Genomic DNA, 13,477 nt, shown 5'->3' with positions numbered 1-13,477 from the left:
CGCATTTTCGACATGCTGGCGGGGGGTTGTATCCCAGTATCTGGTGGTACCCCCCGCGCCGACTGTCGTTGCGCGGCCTTCCGGCGCGGTGCCGGTCAGCTGTAGTAGCCGAAGACGTCCACGACGAGTTGCGTGCTGCCCGCGCTGCCGTTGTAGAGGTAGATGCCGCCCGGGCCCGGGTTGGTCATCAGCATCGAGGCGGCGTTCGCGATCGTCTGGCCCGCCGAGAAGTTCAGCACCGAGCCGACCGGCCGGGTCGTCTGCTCACTCGGATACGCCGTGATGTATCCGCCCGCAGCCGGGTGGGTGACCGTGATGTTCAGCGCCGCGGCGACCGCGCTCACCGGCACCGCGGTGATCTTGGTGTCGCCGGCGATGTTCAGCAGCCCGGTGCCGAACCCGGGCATCGCGCCGGAGGGCAGCAGGCTCGCCTGGAAGTCACCGGTGCCGTTCCTGGTGTCCAGGAAGCGGGTCGGCGCGATCGGGGTGTAGGCCAGGCCTGCGGTGTCGGTCTTGAAATCGCCGTTGTAGTCGACGACGAGGTCGACGGTGCCGGCGCTGGAGTTGGTGAAGTCCACGAAGCCGTTGGATCCGATCTTGACGACGACCTCGTTCGCCACGGTCTGGTGCGGCGTGAAGTTGAGGTTCGACGCCTTCGGCATCGTGGTCTCGTCCGGGTAGGCGGTCACGTAGCCGCCCGCGGCCGGGTTGGTCACCGTGACGTTCAGCGTCGCCGCGGTGAAGATCGACGGGGCGTTCAGGTTCACCCGCAACGTCCCGTTCGCCGGGATGGTCTGGTGGCTCTGGCGAGTGTCGACGACGCGGTACGAGCTGCCGACCAAGTAGCTCTGGCCGGTGACCGCGTAGTAGCCCTCAAGATCGGCGACCACGTCGACGGTGCCCGCGCTGGAGTTCTTGAGGTCCACGGCGCCGTCCTTGTCCAACCCGACGACGACTACGTTCGGTACTACCGCGCCGGCCGTGAAGTTCAGGTTCGAGACGGTCGGCATCGCCGTGTCGCCCGGGTAGACGGTCAGATACCCGCCGCTCGCCGCGTTCGTCACAGTCACGTTCATGGCGACGGCGGCCGCGTCGGCGGGGATCCCGTCGGTCCCGGCCAGTTGGAGCCTGACCACGCCGCCTGGCGCGACCTTCGCGACCGCCGGAACGCCGATCGCGTGGCGAGTGTCGAGCACCCGCAGCGGAGCCACCGGGTTGAAGTAGTAGCCGGATGCGGTGAAGCTGCCGGTCGCCGACGCCACGTTTCCGCCGAGGTCGGTCTCGGTGATCGTCACCGGGAACGTGCCGATGCTCAAGTAGGTGTGCGTCGCGCCGCAGCCGCCGTCCGTCTCGGTGCTGGACCCGCCGTCGCCGAAATCGACGACGCACTTGACGATGTTCCACGCGTGATAGCCGGAGTCGGAGATCCCGGCCTCGCGGCTGCTGTATTCATGAACGGACACCTTCGGCAGCAGCTGGTCGGCGCCGCTCGCCGAGATCCTGGCCGACCTCGTCACGCTGACGCCGTCGTTGGCCGTCGCCACCAACTGGATCACATAGTGGCCTGCCACCGTGTAAGTGTGCTGCGTGCTGCACGCGCCGTTCACGGCCGCGACGGTGACAGAACTCGACCCGTCCCCGAAGGTGTAGGTGCAACCGGCGATCCCGACGCTCGTCCACTGGTCCGTCACGGAGGCGGTGAACGTGGCGGGGGTCGCGAGCGGCATCATTGTCGGCCAGGACGAGTTCAGCGAGATCGACATCGGGTCTTGCGTCTCGATCGCGCCGCGGTCGTAGTAGTCGTAGGGGCCCGCGCCGGTGTTCGGCACATTCGGGTCATCCACGCGTGCGTTACCGCCCTGGTCGGTGGAAAGCTCGCCGGGCGCGGCGGAGTTCGCCGAGTCGATGGCGGCGACACCGCCCGCGTTCACATCGTGGACGGCCTGCCCGGTCGCCGAGGCGAACGCGGAGGCGGAGGTGTACCTGGTCCCGGCCCACGAGTAGTCCGCCATCTGGGAGTTCGAGGGCGGGTTCAGGTAGACGTCGTTGTAGTCGGCGCTCGTCCCCGTGACAGAGGCGGCGTCGACCGTGAGCGCCGCCGCGTTGGTGTCAGCCACCGAGCAGCCGATGAGCTGCGGGATGAGTTCCGACAGGATGTTGTTCTCGATCGAAGTCCCGGTGGAGCCGGCGACGGCCGACACATCGGAACCGCAGCCGGCCGAAAGCGTGTTGCTGGTCACGTCCGAGTCCGTGGTCCCGGACAGCAGGATGCCGGGGCCCAGCGGCGCGCCTTCGATGGAGTTCGTGGTGAACACGTCGCCGGAGCTGCCGGTGGCCGCGATCACCGCGGTACTGTTCGCCAGCGAGGAGACCGAATTCCTGCTCACCGTGATGGCAGACGTGCCGCCGGCGATCACGACGGCCGGCCCGATGGTCGTGGTCGCCGTGTTCGACTGCTCGATCCAGTTGCCGTCCAGCGTGACATGCGAGGCAGAACCGGTGATGTCGACCGCCGCTTGGTCGGTGACGAGCCAGAGCCCTTCGATGTTCACGTAGGACGCACCGCTCACCGTCACTGCCGCAGCGGCCGTGAGCGACTCGACCCGGGCAGTCGAGGTGAGGCTCGTGGTGAAGTGGTCCCCAAGGGCGTTCACGATCGTGATCGGTGCGGTGGATGTGCCCGACGCGCTCACCGTGAACGGGGCGTAACCGGCGTTGCTGGGAGAGACCAGCACGGTGTCTCCCGGGCTGGTCGCGTGGTCCACCGCGGCTTGGATCGAGCAGTACGGCGTCGTCGCACTGTCCGTCGTCGCGTCCGAGCAGGTGGTGGGATTGTTGTCAACGTAGAACTTCGACGTTGACGATGTACTCGTGCTTGCGTGCGCGGCGACCGGCGACAACAGCGAACCGGCCGAGATGATGAACGCGGCCGTAGCCGCGAGATCACGTGTGCGCATCACATCTCCTCCCCGTAAGAAAAAGAACTGCGTCCCCAGCCCTCAGAGCCACAAAACATGAATGCAGTACACAACATGTCAGGTTGCAGGACTCTTCGGAGAGGAATATCACAGCCGCGCGATGTACGGGCAAGTGGGATTCGCACCGCTGCGGATCTGTCGGCTACTTCACGATCCGGCATCCGCACATCAGCTGTCGTAGTCGACGGTCAGTGACGCGGAGGCAGGGTACGTCTGGCAGGTCAGGACGTACCCGGCCTCGACTTCCGCCGGTTCGAGGGCGAAGTTGCGGCGCATGTCCGCCTCGCCGTCGCGTACGCGGGCACGGCAGGTGCCGCAGACGCCGCCCTTGCAGGCGAACGGCAGGTCGGGGCGGACCCACTGGGCGCCGTCGAGGATGGTGCGGTCGCGGGGAAGCGCGGCGCGCGTGAGGCGCCCGTCGAGGATCAGGGTGGCTTCGCTGACCGGTCCGGCCGCTGCCGCGTCCGTGTGCCGAGTCTCCCGGATCGGCTCGTCGTCGGCGAAGAACAGTTCGCGGTGCACGTGCGTGGCCGGGATGCCTCGTCGCGCGAGTACCCGCTGCGCGTCGGCGACCATGCCCTGCGGTCCGCACAGCCACCAGTCGCTGACGCCGGAGACGTTGACGAACGCGTCGACGAGCCCGGCGAGCCGGTCGGCGTCGAGGCGACCGGACAGCATGTCGGCCTCGCGCGGCTCGCGTGAGAGCACATGCACGATCTGGAAGCGCGCCGGATACAGATCCTTGAGATCCGCGAGGCCGTCGGCGAACATCACGGTGCCGCTGCGCCGGTTGCCGTAGAAGAGCGTGACCCGGGAGTCCGGGTGGCCGCCGAGCACGGAGGCCGCGATCGACATCATCGGCGTGATGCCCGACCCGGCCGCGATCAGCACGTGGTGCGCGGCGACGGCCGGATCGGGGCTGAACGCGCCGATCGGCGTCATCACGTCCAGAACGTCGCCGGGGCGCACCTCGCGGGTGAGCCACGACGAGAACAGCCCATCCGCGACTTCGCGCACGCCGATGCGCGGCGTGCCGCCTGCCGGGGAGCAGATGGAGTACGAACGCCGCTCGTCACGCCCGCCAACCTCGCGGCGCAGCGTCAGCGACTGGCCGGGCCGGAAAGCGAACTGCTCGGCGAGGTTCTCCGGGATCTCGAAGGCGATCGCGACGGCGTCCTCACACAGTCGCTCGACCGAGGCGACACGCAGGGCGTGGAACGCCGGACGCGGGTGGCGCGCCCGCCGCGAGACCGCAGGGTCGGCCGGGGCGGCAGAGGCGGCCACAGCCGAGGGTGCCGCCGGGGACGTCCCCATCAGATCTCCTTGAAGTGCTCGAACGGTTCGAGGCAGGCGCGGCAGCGCCACAGCGCCCGGCACGAGGTCGCGCCGAACCGGGAGATCTCCTCCGTGTCCGGCGAGTCGCAGCGCGGGCACGGGACCTTGGACGCGGCTTCCCGCGACGGCGACGCCGAGAGCACCAGCGGTACCGGCCCGCGCGGCTGACGCGGCGCTTCGCCGGGAGGCGCGATACCGTGCTCGGCCAGCTTCCGGCGGCCCTGCGGGGTGATCCAGTCGGAGCTCCACACCGGATCGAGCTGTGTGCGCGTGCGCACGTGTGCGAACCCTGCGTCGCGCAACTCCCGGGCCACCGCGGCGTGCATCTCGGCCATGGCGGGGCACGCGGAGTAGGTCGGCGTGAGGATCGCGGTCACCGTGCCGTCCGCGTCGATCTGCACGCCGCGCAGCACGCCGAGGTCGGCGAGCGTGAGCATCGGCAGCTCCGGGTCGGGGACCTGCTCGGCGATGGTCAAGGCCCTGCGTAGATCGCCGTTCACCAGGTCGCCTCCGGATGCGCGCGAGCCAGGCCCTGCAACTGGGCGAGCAGCGGTTCCAGATGCCCGGTGTGCCGACCGGCGCGGCCGAGAGGTGCCGAACCGGGTGTGGACTCGGTCAGCGGCAGGATGAGACCGGCGGCGGCCGTGACCTCGCGTAGCACGGCGAGGATCTCGTCGTGGGCCTCCGGGCTGCCGCAGCTGTCGAACAACTCTGGGAGGTAGGGTGCGACCTCGTCGAGCCCTCGCTGCATCCTGCGGTGCGACTCGTCGGTTCCGTCGCCGAGGCGCACGGTCCACTCGGCAGCGTACTGCCGGTGGTACGTCAGCTCCTTGACGCCTTTCGCGGCGACAGCGGCCAGCACCGGATCCGGTGAGCCGGCCAGCCGCTCGAACACGGCGAGCCGCCACGCGCCGAACGCGAGCAACCGCGCCATGGAGAACGCGAAGTCGCCGTTCGGCAGCTCGGCCAGCCGGACGTTGCGGAACTCGGCCGGATCGCGGAAATAGGCGTATGCGTCCTCGCCGCGACCGGTCCCGTCGACCTGGCCGACGCGGGAGTACAGCAGCCGCGCCTGGCCGAGCAGATCCAGCCCGATGTTGGCGAGCGCCAGTTCCTCTTCCAGTTCCGGCGCGCGCGTGCACCACTCGCCGAGCCGCTGCGCGCTGATCAGGGCGTCGTCCGCCAATTCCAGGCAGCTCGCGGCCAGTGCCCCGAGGTCCACCCCGGGCGGCGGCTCGATGGAGACTCCGTGCAGCGGATCCTCGAATCCGGTGCCGAAGGCCCACCGCGCGTCGCCGTCCTCGTGCCCCTCGGCGAGGGACAGGTAGACGTGATCGCTTTCGTTGCTCATCGCGCTACTCATCGCCCCTGTCACCTGCCCTAGATGTGCGGGACATCATCCGGGATGTCGTAGAACGTCGGGTGGCGGTAGACCTTGTCGCCGCTCGGCGCGAAGAACGGGTCCTTCTCGCCGGGCGTGGAGGCGTGGACGTGCGACGAACGCACGACCCAGATACTCACGCCCTCGTTGCGCCGCGTGTAGAGGTCACGCGCGTGAGTGAGCGCCATGCGTTCGTCGGCGGCGTGCAGCGAGCCGACGTGCACGTGGTTCAGTCCGCGCTTGCCGCGAACGAAGACCTCGAAGAGCGGCCACGCGTCGCCGACCTCCTCGACCCTGCCGGTTTCACTCGGGCCGGCCCCGTCGGCGGCGCCGCCCGCGGCAGTCGCATCGCTCGCACCGCTCGTGCCGGTCAAGCCGTTCGTGCCGGTCAAGCCGCCACCGCCTTCCGCTCCTGCACGGCTCGCCGGGCAGCCTGCTTGGCCGCGTACGCGTTCGCCGCCTCGCGCACCCACGCGCCCTCTTCGTGCGCGGCGCGCCGCCGCGCCATCCGCTGCGCGTTGCACGGTCCATCACCCGAGATCACCCGCTGGAGCTCGGACCAGTCGGGGGTGCCGAAATCGTGCTGCCCGCGCTCCTCGTTCCAGCGCAGTTCCGGATCGGGAAGGGTGACGCCGAGCCGCCGCGCCTGTGGGACGGTCATGTCAACGAAGCGCTGGCGCAGCTCGTCGTTCGAGTGCCGCTTGATCTTCCACGCCATGGAGCGGGCCGAGTTCGGCGAGTCCTGATCCGGCGGCCCGAACATCATCAGCGACGGCCACCACCAGTGGTCCACCGCCTCCTGCACCATCCGCCGCTGCGCCTCGGTGCCGCGCATCATGGTCAGCAGCAGTTCGTAGCCCTGCCGCTGGTGGAAGGACTCCTCCTTGCACGTACGCACCATCGCGCGCGCGTACGGCCCGTAGGAGCAGCGGCACAGCGGCACCTGGTTGCAGATCGCCGCGCCGTCCACGAACCAGCCGATCACGCCCACGTCGGCGAACGTCGGCGTCGGATAGTTGAAGATCGACGAGTACTTCTGCCGTCCTTCGAGCAGTCGCGCGACGAGGTCCGCGCGGTCCGCGCCGAGCGTCTCGGCGGCCGAGTAGAGGTAGAGTCCGTGCCCGGCCTCGTCCTGGACCTTCGCGTACAGGATCGCCTTGCGCCGCAGCGAGGGCGCCCGGGTGATCCACTCGCCCTCGGGCTGCATGCCGATGATCTCCGAGTGCGCGTGCTGCGCGATCTGCCTGATCAACGTCGAGCGGTAGCCGTCCGGCATCCAGTCGCGCGGCTCGATCCGGTGGTCCCGCGCGATCGTCTCGTCGAACTGCTCCTGTAGCTGCGCCGTGCTCATCGGCGCTGTACCCATCGGCGCTGCGTTCATCGACACCAGCCCACCTACCGACCGTTCGTTCGGCTACTTTCCCCAGTGTGACCTAGCGGACGGCCGGGAACAAGCGATGACGTCACTCGGTCGCCACGTGGAACACAGTCGTCTGCTCGTATACCTCGCCGGGGCGCAGCACGGTCGACGGGAAGTCCGGGTGGTTCGGCGAGTCGGGATAGTGCTGGGTCTCCAGCGCGAAGCCGTAGCTCTGCCGGTAGACGGCGCCGCCGGTGCCGACGAGGGCGCCGGTCAGGAAGTTGCCGCTGTAGAACTGCATGCCGGGCTGCGTGGTCCACACCGTCAGCGACCTGCCGCTGCGCTCGTCCACCGCGCGGGCCGCCATCGCCAGCTCGCCGCTGTGGTCGGCAAGGACCCAGTTCAGGTCGTAGCCCTGGCCGTTCAGCAGCTGCGGATCGTCCTGCGCGATGCGCGCGCCGATCGCCGTGGGCCGGGTGAAGTCCAGCGGCGTGCCGGTCACGGGCAGGATCGCGCCGGTCGGGATCAGCGTGGCGTCCGAGGGCGTGAAATGGTTCGCGTTGAGATACAGCTGCTGGCTGTACACGTTTCCGGAGGACTCCCCGGCCAGGTTCCAGTACGTGTGGTTGGTCAGGTTGACCACCGTCGGCCTGTCCGTGGTCGCGTGGAAGGCGAGCGTCAGGCGGCCGGCGTTGTCCAGCGTGTACGTGGCCTGCGTGGTCAGCGTGCCGGGGAAGCCCATCTCGCCGTCCGGGCTGACGTACTGGAGCCGCAGGCCGACCGAGTCCGCGCCGGACTCGACCGCCGGAGTCCAGAGCTTCTTGTCGAAGCCGGCCGTTCCGCCGTGCAGCGCGTTGCCGTTGTTGTTGACCGGGACGTGGTAAGTCACCCCGTCGAGCGTGAAAGTTCCCTTCCCGATCCGGTTGGCGTACCGCCCGATCAGCGCGCCGAAGTAGACTCCGCCGCCTGCTCCGGGGCTGTTGTGCGCCACGTAGTCGGCCAGCGTCGGGAGCCCCAGCGTGAGGTTGACCGGGCGGCCGTGCCCGTCCGGGACCGCCACCGACTGCACGATCCCGCCGTACGTCAGGATCCTGACCGTCAGGCCGCCGCTGTTCGCCAGCGTGTAGCGGAACACCGGCACGCCGTCGACGTGCCCGAACAGCTCCTGCGTGATCGTGGGCCGGCCGCCGGGCGAAACGGCATCGGCGGCGTGGGCCGGGGCCGCCGGGATCTCCCGCCCGGAGAGGGAGCTGTCCATCACCGAATCCTCTTGTGGGTCGATCATGCCTCGACACGGTACTCGGCGTGCACCGGCTCCAGCGGTTCGGCCGCCGAGCCGTCGGCCGAGCGGCGGTCGAAGGTCATCTCGCCGTGCCGCGGAAGGTTCACCCGGTCGCAGGCGTCGGCCATCCGGCTGCGGTCGTGGGTGATCGGGATGATCGCAGGTTGCCGCGCCCCTTGAGCCGTCGCAGCAGCCTGTCCGGCAGGCGGGTGGCCGATCGAGGCGGATACGATCGGCCACCCGCCGCTTCACGCGGGTGCGGCCGCGCGCTTGAGCGGGGAGCCGTGCCCGATCAGGAGACTGTGCCCAATCAGGGAACTGTGCCCGATCAGGGGACCAGGGTCCACTGCTGGTTGAGCCCTCCGTTGGCTCCCCACTGGATCACCGCGGTGCCCAGCGCCGTGTTGCCGCCGGACAGATCGACCAGCTGGCCGTCATACACGCTCTTGAGGCCGATCGCGCCGGGGCCCTCGTCGACCAGGGTCCACCGCGAGTTGCTGTTGCCGTCGTCGTGGAACTGGATGAGCTGGGTGCCGGCGGTCGTGGTCGGACCGGGGATGTTGATGAGCTTTCCGCTGTTGGCGTTGACGATCGTGTACGCGCCGCTGCTCTGCTTGACGAACGTCCAGCGCTGGTCGGCCTGGCCGTTGTCGGACCATTCGAGCAGGTGCGCGGCGTCCGCGGTCGAGTCGCTCTCGACGTCGATCCTGCCGCCGGTCATCCGGTTCTCGATGCGGTAGGCCACACCCGCGTCGGGCACCGGCACCAGCGTCCAGCGCTGGTTTGCGCCGCTGTTCGAGGACCATTGGATCACCGCCGCGCCGGCGCTCGTCGAGGCGCCGGAGACGTCGGCGAGCATGCCATCGGACGCGGAGACGAGCGTGTACGAGCCGCTGCCGGTCGGGGCGACGCGCCAGCGCGAGGCGGTCGCGTTGCCGTCGGTGTTCTGAGTCAGCTGTGCGCCCTGGGCCGAGGACGGCGCTGTGAGCAGCAGGTGGCTGGTGCGGTTGACCACTTTGTACGTGCCGTCGCCCTCCGGGACCAGCTGCCATTCCTGGTCGAGCGCGTTGTCACCGCTCTGCTGGACGATCGCGGCACCGACGGCGGTCGAGTTGCCGGACACGGCGAGGTTCATGGCGCTGTTGGCGTTGACGATGTTGTAGGACATCGCGTTGTAGCTGACGGCGCCGGTCGGCGTCACCTTCAGCAGCGCCGTACCGTGCGTCGGCAGCGAGGCGCTGTAGCCGGTGGCGAAGGTGCCCAGGTCGGTGTGCGACCAGTCGTCGTGGACCGCGGCCGATGATCCGGTGAAGCCGATGTCCTGCCAGTTCACCGAGACTGTGGCAGCCGAACCGGTGAGGTTGAACAGCGCCACGGTGTAGCTCCCGTCGCCGTTCGGGGCGTACCACGCTTGCAACGAAGTGGCGCGGTCGACCGCACGCGCCGGGTGTCCGGCCTGGTCCACGGCGAGCACCTCGCTGTTGGTGAGGAGGCCGAGGTCGGTGGAGTCCAGGTTGGTCAGGTCGACGCCGAGGGTCAGGTTGGAGTTCTCGATCGCCCAGAACGTCAGCTGGGTCTTGCGCTCGTCGAGGGTGAGACCGTCGTTGGATCCGTTGCCGACCTCGATGGAGTCCAGGTCGTTCCAGCCGCCGGTGATGCCGGTGCCGATCCACGGCACCACGTCGGAGAACCGGCCGGTGACGTTGTTCCAGTCGGTGAGCGGGTACGAGGTCGAGCCGCAGTAGCACTCGATGTCGCCGTCGATGCGCCAGCCGTTCGAGTTCTGCTGCCAGGAGGCGGCGTCGCCGACGGTGAGGCTGTTCGAGAGCTCAAGGTGGATCGCGCGGCCGGTCTGGTTCAGCGCCTGTGCCCAGTGCTGGACGTCGGCGACGGCCTCGGTGTCCCCGTCGTTGGGGCTCACGCCGTCGAGCTTGAGGTAGTCGATGCCGTAGCCGGCCAGCTGGTTCGCCCAGGAGTCGAGGAACGCCTGCGCGGCGGCGGGGTTCTTCGTGTAGTCGATGTAGTACATGCTGCCGTTGCCGAAGTTGTAGTTCGTCTCGTAGGCGGTGGTGTTGGAGACGATGTCGCGGGCGTGGTACGTGGTGCCCTCGATCGGCGTGTTCTGGTTGTACGCGGCGACCGGGATCCCCGGGGTCAGGTACATCCCGAACTTCTCGCCGAGGCCGTGGATGTACGTGCCCAGATTCGCCATGCCGTCCGGGAACTTCGAGGTGTCGGTGACCCAGCGGCCGTTCGCGTCGACGGTGCTGCCGGGGTTGAGGTACCAGAAGTCGTCCAGGTTGACGTACTTGTACCCGGCGGCGACCAGGCCGGAGGTGGACATCGCCTGTGCCTGGGCCTTCATCTTGGCCTCGGTGGGCGCGCTGCGCAGGAACGACCAGCTGCTCCAGCCCATCAGCGGCGTCAGCGCGGCGCCGTTGCTCTGCGCGTGGGCGGGATTCGGATGCCCGCTGACCGCGAACACGGCGAGCGCGGTCGCGAGGCAGGCGGTCAGGATGCGGCGTGGAGCGGACCGCGGAGCGGATCGTGCAGACGGCGTTGTTTGCATGGCGGGCTCCTAGCTGGGCCGGGTGGGTGTCGGGCGCCGCCGAAACCGAACAAGAAAGCAAACAGTGCAACAGGAAAGTGCAAACTCTCAAACGGGAGTAAACGCAGCGTCGCGGGCTGCGTCAAGAGGCCACGACTGCCAGGCAAGCCACGTCAGCGCACCGGAGAAAGCGGCGCAGCAGGCTCGCGATGCGTATGAGGCCTGAAGAGGCCTGAGGTGGCGTCAGACGGCGAGGGCTGCGGCGAAGCGCGCCGCGACGGCCGCGACGGCGTCACGCAGTTCCTGCCCGCCCTCGACACGAAAGCCGAACGGCACGATCGACAACCATTCCTGCGCGTACATCGCCGGATTGCTGGTGCTGCCGATGAGCACGCACCCGGATCCGGAGGGTTCGAGCCGCCCCATCGGCGGTCGGATCCAGGGCGCCACCTCGGCGAACGGCGCGTCGAACACCACGCGGGCCGGGAACTCCCAGCCGACGCCGAGATTCTCTTCCAGCGCCGCGACCGGATCGAGGTCCTCGGGAGGCTCGAACCCGTGCGCGGTCTGCCTAACCGCACGCAGCCGGTCGAGCCGGTAGGTGCGAACCGCGTTCGCGCGGTGCGAGTGGCACAGCAGGTACCAGCGTCCGTAGCGCACGACGACCGCCCAAGGATCCACCTCGGCATCCCATTCGTTGCCGGCCTGGCTGCGGTACGTGATCAGCACGCGGCGCCGGGCCGCGACGGCGGCGACCAACGCGCTCGTGCGGGCCGGATCCGGACGGATCGAATACCGGTCGGGCGCGGCTGACGCGTGCTCACGCAACGCGGCTGCTTGCCGGCCGACACCCTCGGGCAGCGCCTGGATGACCTTGCCCAGCGCGGATCCGGCCGGGTCGCCGCCATCCACAGCGTCGGGCCGGCCGTCGAGCACCGCCATGACCAGGCCGAGCGCCTCGGCCTGGGTGAAGACGACCGGCGGCAGCCTCGTCCCCCGCCGTAGCCGATACCCGCCGTGCGGGCCGCGGACCGACTCGACGGGTATGCCGGCCTCCCGGAGTATTCCGACGTACCGGCGCGCAGCGCGCTCGGTGACGCCCAGCCGCTCGGCGAGTTGGCCGGCCGTCACTGTGGAGCGGGCCTGAAGGACCTCAAGCGCGCGTAGTGCGCGTGCGGTGGGGCTGACGTCGTCGGTCGGCACACGAGGAGACTAGGGGTGCGCGGAACCGGAAGTATATTGTCCGGAATCGGGCCTAGCGTGATGTCCATGACCGAGTTTCGCGATCAGGATCTCGCCGGGACGCGCTTCGAGAAGGTGAGCCTGCGCGGCGCCACATTCCACGATGTCGGCCTCAAGGACGCCGGCCTGCGCGCCGTCGACCTCACCGGGGCGCAGTTCCGCGGCGTCTTGCTCAACCGGGTCCGGATGCGCGGCGTCGAACTGGTCGACGTCGAGATCAGCGGCGAGTTGCAGAACGTCGTGGTGAACGGCGTCGACATCGCGCCGCTCGTCGATGCCGAGCTGAACCGCCGGATGCCCGACCGGGCGAAGATGCGCCCCGACGACGGTGACGGGTTCCGCGAGGCGTGGGCCATCCTGGAGCGGCTGTGGGACGGCACCGTCGCGCATGCGAGGACGCTGCCCGAGGCGATGCTCCACCGCAGCGTCGATGACGAATGGTCGTTCATTCAGACGTTGCGGCACCTCGGATTCGCCAGCGCCACGTGGGTGGAACGGATGATCCTCGGCGACGCCGCGCCGTGGCATCCGTTGGACCTGCCGTGGGACGAGGCGCCGGGTTGGGAGGGCATCCCGTGGGATCGCGAGGCGCGGCCCACGCTCGACGAGGTGCTCGCGGTCCGGCGTGAACGTCAGGCGACCGTCCGTCGCGTCATGCAGTCGCTCACTGAAGAGCAGCTCGCCGCCGAAGTGACCTGCATCGAACCGGGATGGCCCCGGCTGGAGGACTTTCCGGTCAAGGAATGCCTCCGCACCGTCCTCAACGAGGAGTGGGAGCACCGGCTCTACGCCGAACGCGATCTTGCTGTGCTGGAACGGGTGGAAAAGGAAGAGAGCTGATCATGGATATCGTGCTCATCGGCGGCTTGTGGCTCGATGGAACGGTCTGGGGCGAGGTCGCATCCGCGCTCGGCGAACTCGGCCACCGCGCCGTGCCGCTCACTCTCCCGGGTCAAGGCGACGGATCCGCCCGCGCCACGCTCGACGACCAGGTGGCGACGGTGCTCGCCGCAGTGGATGCCGCGACTGGAAAGCCGATGGTGGTGGGGCACTCCGCTGCCTGCACCCTGGCCTGGATCGCCGCCGACGCGCGGCCGGAGGCGGTCGCGAAAACCGTGATGATCGGCGGTTTTCCGTCTCCCGACGGGGAGCTTTACGACGGCAAGTTCGAGATCAGAGACGGCGCCGTGCCCTTCCCCGGCTGGGAAGCGTTTGAGGGCCCGGACAGTGCCGACCTCGACCAGGAGGCCAGGCACCGTTTCGAGTCCGCGGCGATCCCGGTGCCCGAGGGCGTGGCCAACGGCGTTGTACGCCTGACCGACGACCGGCGGTTCGACGTGCCGGTCGTGCT

Annotated in this window: 12 protein-coding genes; 2 read left to right on the top strand and 10 right to left on the bottom strand. The window is 69.1% G+C overall.

The window, feature by feature from the left end; genetic code table 11:
* Positions 1-95: 95 nt before the first annotated feature.
* The 10 genes from VGS97_RS08115 to VGS97_RS08070 form a co-directional block, all read right to left on the bottom strand.
* Positions 96-2,957, bottom strand: a complete 2,862-nt coding sequence (locus tag VGS97_RS08115) for a PKD domain-containing protein (RefSeq protein WP_326852645.1) — start codon at positions 2,955-2,957, stop codon at positions 96-98.
* A 189-nt stretch (positions 2,958-3,146) separates the two neighbouring features.
* A complete protein-coding gene (paaE, locus tag VGS97_RS08110) occupies positions 3,147-4,292 on the bottom strand; it encodes a 1,2-phenylacetyl-CoA epoxidase subunit PaaE (protein WP_326852644.1) in 1,146 nt (381 codons plus the stop codon).
* Complete coding sequence (gene paaD, locus VGS97_RS08105; RefSeq protein ID WP_349262041.1) at positions 4,292-4,816, bottom strand: 1,2-phenylacetyl-CoA epoxidase subunit PaaD; 525 nt, start codon at positions 4,814-4,816, stop codon at positions 4,292-4,294. The genes paaE and paaD overlap by 1 nt, the downstream gene beginning before the upstream one ends.
* Entirely contained in the window at positions 4,810-5,664 is an 855-nt protein-coding gene (gene paaC, locus VGS97_RS08100) for a 1,2-phenylacetyl-CoA epoxidase subunit PaaC (protein ID WP_326852642.1), read from the bottom strand. Before paaC ends, paaD begins: the two co-directional genes overlap by 7 nt.
* 29 nt (positions 5,665-5,693) lie before the next feature.
* Positions 5,694-6,068 carry a 1,2-phenylacetyl-CoA epoxidase subunit PaaB gene (gene paaB / locus VGS97_RS08095; RefSeq protein WP_349262040.1) on the bottom strand — a complete coding sequence of 125 codons (375 nt, stop codon included), beginning with the start codon at positions 6,066-6,068 and terminating at the stop codon, positions 5,694-5,696.
* Positions 6,069-6,082: 14 nt separating this feature from the next.
* Positions 6,083-7,075 carry a 1,2-phenylacetyl-CoA epoxidase subunit PaaA gene (gene paaA, locus VGS97_RS08090; protein WP_326852646.1) on the bottom strand — a complete coding sequence of 331 codons (993 nt, stop codon included), beginning with the start codon at positions 7,073-7,075 and terminating at the stop codon, positions 6,083-6,085.
* An 82-nt stretch (positions 7,076-7,157) separates the two neighbouring features.
* Entirely contained in the window at positions 7,158-8,339 is a 1,182-nt protein-coding gene (locus tag VGS97_RS08085) for an aldose epimerase family protein (protein WP_326852641.1), read from the bottom strand.
* Complete coding sequence (locus VGS97_RS08080) at positions 8,336-8,464, bottom strand: hypothetical protein (protein ID WP_326852640.1); 129 nt, start codon at positions 8,462-8,464, stop codon at positions 8,336-8,338. The genes VGS97_RS08085 and VGS97_RS08080 overlap by 4 nt, the downstream gene beginning before the upstream one ends.
* A gap of 200 nt (positions 8,465-8,664) precedes the next feature.
* Positions 8,665-10,905: an alpha-galactosidase gene (locus VGS97_RS08075; protein WP_326852639.1), complete on the bottom strand. Its 2,241-nt coding sequence runs from the start codon at positions 10,903-10,905 to the stop codon at positions 8,665-8,667.
* Positions 10,906-11,127: 222 nt separating this feature from the next.
* Complete coding sequence (locus tag VGS97_RS08070; RefSeq protein WP_326852638.1) at positions 11,128-12,087, bottom strand: helix-turn-helix transcriptional regulator; 960 nt, start codon at positions 12,085-12,087, stop codon at positions 11,128-11,130.
* A 66-nt stretch (positions 12,088-12,153) separates the two neighbouring features.
* Here VGS97_RS08070 and VGS97_RS08065 point away from each other — a divergent pair, with 66 nt between their 5' ends.
* On the top strand, positions 12,154-12,966 hold the full coding sequence (locus tag VGS97_RS08065) for a DinB family protein (RefSeq protein WP_326852637.1): 813 nt from the start codon (positions 12,154-12,156) through the stop codon (positions 12,964-12,966).
* Positions 12,967-12,968: 2 nt separating this feature from the next.
* Positions 12,969-13,477: alpha/beta hydrolase (locus VGS97_RS08060; protein WP_326852635.1), on the top strand; the 509-nt coding region annotated here is incomplete at its 3' end.

Origin of the sequence: Actinocrinis sp. (genome assembly GCF_035946395.1) — a bacterium.
GTDB lineage: Bacteria > Actinomycetota > Actinomycetes > Streptomycetales > Catenulisporaceae > Actinocrinis.
The sequence above is the reverse complement of the archived record's forward strand: the minus strand, read 5'-3'. Positions and strand labels throughout refer to the sequence as shown.

Coding starts and splice junctions, on each gene's coding strand:
- VGS97_RS08115 (WP_326852645.1), bottom strand. CDS start 2,957: ATGCGCACACGTGATCTCGCGGCTACGGCCGCGTTCATCATCTCGGCC.
- paaE (WP_326852644.1), bottom strand. CDS start 4,292: ATGGGGACGTCCCCGGCGGCACCCTCGGCTGTGGCCGCCTCTGCCGCC.
- paaC (WP_326852642.1), bottom strand. CDS start 5,664: ATGAGCAACGAAAGCGATCACGTCTACCTGTCCCTCGCCGAGGGGCAC.
- paaA (WP_326852646.1), bottom strand. CDS start 7,075: ATGAACGCAGCGCCGATGGGTACAGCGCCGATGAGCACGGCGCAGCTA.
- VGS97_RS08085 (WP_326852641.1), bottom strand. CDS start 8,339: ATGATCGACCCACAAGAGGATTCGGTGATGGACAGCTCCCTCTCCGGG.
- VGS97_RS08080 (WP_326852640.1), bottom strand. CDS start 8,464: ATGGCCGACGCCTGCGACCGGGTGAACCTTCCGCGGCACGGCGAGATG.
- VGS97_RS08075 (WP_326852639.1), bottom strand. CDS start 10,905: ATGCAAACAACGCCGTCTGCACGATCCGCTCCGCGGTCCGCTCCACGC.
- VGS97_RS08065 (WP_326852637.1), top strand. CDS start 12,154: ATGACCGAGTTTCGCGATCAGGATCTCGCCGGGACGCGCTTCGAGAAG.